Source organism: Gelidibacter sp. (assembly GCF_039916245.1).
Classification (GTDB): Bacteria; Bacteroidota; Bacteroidia; order Flavobacteriales; family Flavobacteriaceae; genus Gelidibacter.
In genome coordinates this window covers 1-5,243 of sequence record NZ_JBDSLS010000155.1, presented here as the reverse complement: position 1 = coordinate 5,243, position 5,243 = coordinate 1, and the positions used below count along the sequence as shown (strand labels likewise).

Genomic DNA, 5,243 nt, shown 5'->3' with positions numbered 1-5,243 from the left:
AATAAAAAAACTCCGAAATTACTTTCGGAGTCTTAATATTATTCTTCAACTGGCTTTTCCATTTTAAAGCTTTCCATGAACTTGGTCGTATAATTACCGGCCAAATAATCTGGATTGTCCATCAATTGTCGATGGAATGGAATGGTCGTTTTGATACCTTCGATAACGAATTCATCCAAAGCACGCTTCATCTTATTGATGGCTTCATCACGTGTTTGCGCAGTGGTAATCAACTTTGCAATCATGGAATCATAATTTGGCGGAATTGTATAGCCTGAATACACATGCGTATCCAAGCGCACGCCATGTCCACCTGGGGCATGAAGTGTGGTTATTTTTCCTGGAGAAGGTCTGAAATCATTATACGGGTCTTCCGCATTGATTCGACATTCTATAGAATGTAACTTTGGGGTATAGTTTTTACCTGAAATTGGCACACCAGCAGCAACAAGTATTTGCTCTCTAATCAAATCAAAATCAATAACTTGTTCCGTAATTGGATGTTCCACTTGAATACGGGTATTCATTTCCATAAAATAGAAATTTCGGTGTTTGTCTACCAAAAATTCTATTGTTCCCGCACCTTCATATTTAATGTATTCGGCTGCTCTAACCGCGGCTAAACCCATTTCATTTCGAAGTTCATCCGTCATAAATGGCGACGGTGTTTCTTCAGTTAATTTTTGGTGACGACGTTGAATTGAACAATCTCGTTCTGATAGATGACATGCTCTTCCAGTAGAATCCCCTACAATTTGTATTTCGATATGTCGTGGCTCTTCAATAAGTTTCTCCAAGTACATGGCGTCATTTCCAAAAGCTGCTCTAGCTTCATGACGTGCTGAGTCCCAAGCATCTTTAAGATCTTCATTTTTCCAAACGGCACGCATGCCTTTTCCACCACCACCAGCGGTAGCTTTTAGCATAACCGGATACCCCATTTCAACTGCTAACTTTTCAGTTTGCTCAAAGGATTCCAATATACCTTCACTTCCCGGTACGCATGGCACGCCAGCTTCTTTCATGGTTGCTTTGGCAGATGCCTTGTCGCCCATGCGTTCAATCATTTCAGGAGATGCCCCAATAAACTTGATATTGTGCTCTTCGCATATTTTTGAAAACTTTGCGTTTTCTGATAAAAATCCGTATCCAGGATGTATCGCGTCTGCATTGGTAATTTCTGCAGCAGCAATAATATTGGACATTTTAAGATATGATTGAGCACTTGCCGGTGGTCCTATACAAACGGCTTCATCAGCAAACTTAACATGCAGACTTTCTGCATCGGCAGTTGAATAAACCGCTACCGTTTTGATGCCCATTTCCTTACAGGTTCTGATAACACGCAGTGCTATCTCGCCTCTATTGGCTACTAATATTTTTTTAAACATAGACTCTTCAAATTAAAAATTTCAAATTCCAAGCACCAAATTCCAGGTTTTGGATTTTGAGATTTGTTTATTGGAATTTTTAATTGGTTATGATGGATCAACCAAGAATAACGGTTGATCAAATTCTACCGGTGAGGAATCATCAACTAAAATTTTCACGATTTTACCTGAAACTTCAGACTCAATTTCATTGAATAATTTCATGGCCTCAATAACGCATAAAACATCCCCTTCTTTTATTGATTTTCCAACTTCCACAAACATTGGTTTGTCAGGAGAAGGTTTACGATAGAAAGTTCCAATAATTGGAGATTTTATAGTAATATACTTTGAGTTTTCGTCAACTACAGGTATTGCAACAGCAGGCACCTCTGCTTGAGGTGCAGGAGCGTGCGCAACAGGAGCAGCACCCATTGGGATTTGCTGTACATAAGTTGTAGTTTCTCCTCTATCTTCACCACCAGTTTTAATGGTAATTTTAATATCGTCCATTTCCAATTTAACCTCGCTTGCACCAGATTTAGCAACAAACTTAATTAAGTTTTGAATTTCTTTTATATCCATAATAATTAGATTTTAAAATATTTAGGTTAGTTAGTTTATGAATTATATGCCCAAGTCAGATATACAGAGCCCCAAGTGAAGCCACCTCCAAAAGCAACGAAAATTAATTTATCGCCTTTTTTTAGTTGCTTTTCATAATCCCATAAAAGTAAAGGCAATGTTGCTGACGTGGTATTTCCATATTTCTCAATGTTCATCATGACCTTACTTTCTTCAAGATCGATCCTACTTGCAGTGGCATCAATAATACGTTTGTTAGCTTGATGTGCTACTAACCAAGCAATATCATCTTTTGTAATATTATTTCTGACCAATATTTTTTCTGTAATATCAGCCATATTGAAAACAGCATTCTTAAATACCTGTTTCCCTTCCTGAAAAATATAGTGTTTCCCTTCGGCTACTGCTTCTGGAGTTGATGGATAGGATGATCCGCCATATGTAGCCTGTAAGAATTCTCTTCCGTTACCGTCACTTCTCAAAAGTTCGTCCTGAAGACCGAACCCTTCCAAATTAGGTTCAAACAAAGCGGCACCAGCACCATCACCGAAGATAATACATGTGGCCCTATCTTTGTAATTAATCATTGACGAATTCTTATCAGCACCAATCAATAATACTTTTTTATATTTTCCGGATTCGATATATCGTGCAGCTACCGACATACCAAACAAAAAACTTGAACATGCTGCTTCCAAATCAAAGGCAAACGCATTGGTCGCACCAATTTGTGTTGCGGTGTAAGAAGCCGTAGCAGCAGCTTTCATGTCTGGTGTTGCAGTTGCAACGATAACTAAATCTATTTCTTTGGGATCTAACCCTTTCTTGTCTATAAGATCTTGAGCCGCTTTAATGGCTAAATAAGAAGTGCCTTTGCCATCTTCTTTAAGGATTCGTCGCTCTTTGATTCCTGTTCTGGAGGTGATCCATTCATCATTTGTATCGACTAATGTTTCCAAAATTTGGTTGGTCAACACATATTCGGGTACATATCCACCTATGGCAGTAATTGCAGCAGTGATTTTACTCATTGTTTTGTATTAGAATGACCTAAAATTTGACCAAAATCGGCCAAATCAGTAAATTCCAATTGAATTTACTGAATATTCAGTCAAATGAGATGCAAATTAAGTTGTTTTTAAATTAACCACAAAAAAAAACGCTCAGGAGTGAGCGCTTTCTTGTATGCGTGCATAATACTTATGCTAAATTCTCCTCTTTTTCAGAGTTATCTATAAGCACTTGACCTCTGTAATAAAGTTTTCCTTCATGCCAATGAGCTCTGTGGAATAAGTGTGCTTCTCCTGTAGTAGGACACGTTGCAATTGTAGGAACAACTGCTTTGTAATGTGTTCTTCTTTTATCTCGTCTGGTTTTAGAAATTTTTCTTTTAGGATGTGCCATTTTATATCGTTATTTATCCGTTAATAGTTTTTTTAATGTATTCCAACGAGGATCAATATCCTCTGATTCTTCTTTTTCTTCTATGCCTTTTGGGCTCAACTCTTCTAGTTTCTCAAGTATTTCTGATTTCAAAGTACCATCTGCTATTCCCGGATGGATCCGTTTTATAGGCATGGATAAAATGATCAATTCATAAATGTACTGTGCCACATTTATTTCATACTCGCCATGAGGTATGATTAAAATCTCTTCATTTTCGTCATTGTACTCATCTCCAAAGTTAACCACCAAATTAAAGTCGCCTTCAATTTTTTGATCATAAGGCTCATTGCTAGTGTCACAATTAACATTTACGATGCCCTTGGCTTTAAAATGTAGCTCTAAAAGTGTTGTTTTCTTTTCAAAAAGCAAATCCACTTCTACATTGACGTCATTAAAATCATCATACTCAAAAAGCTCAAAGAACTTTTCATCGATTTGATAATCAAAATGGTGCTTTCCTAATTTTAATCCTACAAATTGTATGGTATACTCTTTTAAGGGTTTCATGATCACATTCATTTTGAGGGCGCAAATATAGAAATTATTTTTATATTAGAAGGAAGCTATTAACAAAAAATGTTTATATCTTTTTAGATGCCTTTTTTAAAGGGTTTTTGGTAAGCTTTTTATATTCCTTTCTATTCCTATAAATTTCGAGGGCCATAAACACCGCAGCTTTAAATGAACTTTCATCTGCAGTTCCTTTGCCTGCAATTTCAAAAGCAGTCCCATGATCTGGTGAAGTCCTCACTTTATTGAGCCCAGCAGTATAATTTACACCTTCACCAAAAGTGAGGGTTTTAAAAGGAATAAGACCTTGGTCGTGATAGGACGCAATTATCGCATCAAAATTCTTATAATTTTTGGATCCGAAGAAACTATCGGCTGAATACGGCCCATAGACCAGTTTGCCTTTTTCTCTGATTTTTAGAAGTGTTGGCTTTAAAACTTTCTCATCCTCGTCACCTATCACGCCATTATCTCCAGCATGCGGATTAATGCCCAAAACAGCAATTTTCGGTTTACTGATTCTAAAATCTTGAATTAACGAGTCATAAACGGTCTGAACTTTTTCTTCAATAAGCTTTGCAGTGATATATTGCGGCACATCTTTAACAGGAACATGATCTGTAAGCAAACCCACTTTAAAATCCTCAGTGACCATAAACATGAGACTGTTTCCTCCGAGTTCCTTGGCCAAATAATCCGTATGCCCTGGAAACTTGAAACTGTCCGATTGAATGGTCAATTTATTAATAGGGGCAGTGACTAAGACATCGATATCGTCATTTTTCAAAGCTTCAGTGGCCTTCTCCAAGGATTTAAAGGCATATTCTCCTGCTTTCAAATCTTCTTCACCAAAAGCTATGTCAACATTTTCTTTCCAAACATTCAACACATTGACTCTACTTTCAAGAACCTGGCTCATATCATTAATGCCATGAAAATTTATAGCACTGTCAAAATGCTTCTTAAAAAAAGACATGGTTTTTATGGAGGCAAAAATTATAGGCGTGCAAAACTCAAGCATTCTAACATCCTCAAAAGTTTTTAGAATGATTTCAGCACCAATGCCATTTAAATCACCAATGGAAATCCCTACTCTAATTAACCCTTCTCTTTTCATCCTTAATTTTAATTAGTCCTTTACAATAGCATTTTTATAAAATCCTTTTCTAAACAAGACGCTATCCTGAAATCTTCATTAAAGTCTTATCTTTGTAAACCATTGTACAAATGCAAATTTAACTAATTATTCGACAATATGTTTACTGGAATCATTGAAGATTTAGGGGTTATTACAAAATTAGAACAAGATGATGATAATCTTCACATCACATT

At 36.6% G+C, this 5,243-nt stretch carries 6 protein-coding genes; all 6 read right to left on the bottom strand.

All coding sequences use genetic code 11. The features are described from left to right. Positions 1 to 38: 38 nt before the first annotated feature. The 6 genes from accC to pdxA all read right to left on the bottom strand — a co-directional run bounded on the left by accC (position 39) and on the right by pdxA (position 5,028). The gene (gene accC, locus ABIQ28_RS08420) at positions 39 to 1,391 is read right to left on the bottom strand and encodes an acetyl-CoA carboxylase biotin carboxylase subunit (RefSeq protein ID WP_348036445.1); all 1,353 of its coding nucleotides are present in this window, start codon (positions 1,389 to 1,391) and stop codon (positions 39 to 41) included. Positions 1,392 to 1,478: 87 nt separating this feature from the next. After that, on the bottom strand, positions 1,479 to 1,955 hold the full coding sequence (gene accB / locus ABIQ28_RS08415; RefSeq protein ID WP_348036444.1) for an acetyl-CoA carboxylase biotin carboxyl carrier protein: 477 nt from the start codon (positions 1,953 to 1,955) through the stop codon (positions 1,479 to 1,481). A gap of 35 nt (positions 1,956 to 1,990) precedes the next feature. Then, on the bottom strand, positions 1,991 to 2,986 hold the full coding sequence (locus ABIQ28_RS08410) for a beta-ketoacyl-ACP synthase III (RefSeq protein WP_348036443.1): 996 nt from the start codon (positions 2,984 to 2,986) through the stop codon (positions 1,991 to 1,993). Between the two features lie 169 nt (positions 2,987 to 3,155). Then, on the bottom strand, positions 3,156 to 3,359 hold the full coding sequence (gene rpmF, locus ABIQ28_RS08405) for a 50S ribosomal protein L32 (protein WP_066430995.1): 204 nt from the start codon (positions 3,357 to 3,359) through the stop codon (positions 3,156 to 3,158). A gap of 9 nt (positions 3,360 to 3,368) precedes the next feature. Next, positions 3,369 to 3,908: a DUF177 domain-containing protein gene (locus ABIQ28_RS08400; protein WP_348036442.1), complete on the bottom strand. Its 540-nt coding sequence runs from the start codon at positions 3,906 to 3,908 to the stop codon at positions 3,369 to 3,371. A 73-nt stretch (positions 3,909 to 3,981) separates the two neighbouring features. After that, positions 3,982 to 5,028 carry a 4-hydroxythreonine-4-phosphate dehydrogenase PdxA gene (gene pdxA / locus ABIQ28_RS08395; RefSeq protein ID WP_348036441.1) on the bottom strand — a complete coding sequence of 349 codons (1,047 nt, stop codon included), beginning with the start codon at positions 5,026 to 5,028 and terminating at the stop codon, positions 3,982 to 3,984. Positions 5,029 to 5,243 lie beyond the last annotated feature (215 nt).

Coding starts and splice junctions, on each gene's coding strand:
- accC (WP_348036445.1), bottom strand. CDS start 1,391: ATGTTTAAAAAAATATTAGTAGCCAATAGAGGCGAGATAGCACTGCGT.
- accB (WP_348036444.1), bottom strand. CDS start 1,955: ATGGATATAAAAGAAATTCAAAACTTAATTAAGTTTGTTGCTAAATCT.
- ABIQ28_RS08410 (WP_348036443.1), bottom strand. CDS start 2,986: ATGAGTAAAATCACTGCTGCAATTACTGCCATAGGTGGATATGTACCC.
- rpmF (WP_066430995.1), bottom strand. CDS start 3,359: ATGGCACATCCTAAAAGAAAAATTTCTAAAACCAGACGAGATAAAAGA.
- ABIQ28_RS08400 (WP_348036442.1), bottom strand. CDS start 3,908: ATGAAACCCTTAAAAGAGTATACCATACAATTTGTAGGATTAAAATTA.
- pdxA (WP_348036441.1), bottom strand. CDS start 5,028: ATGAAAAGAGAAGGGTTAATTAGAGTAGGGATTTCCATTGGTGATTTA.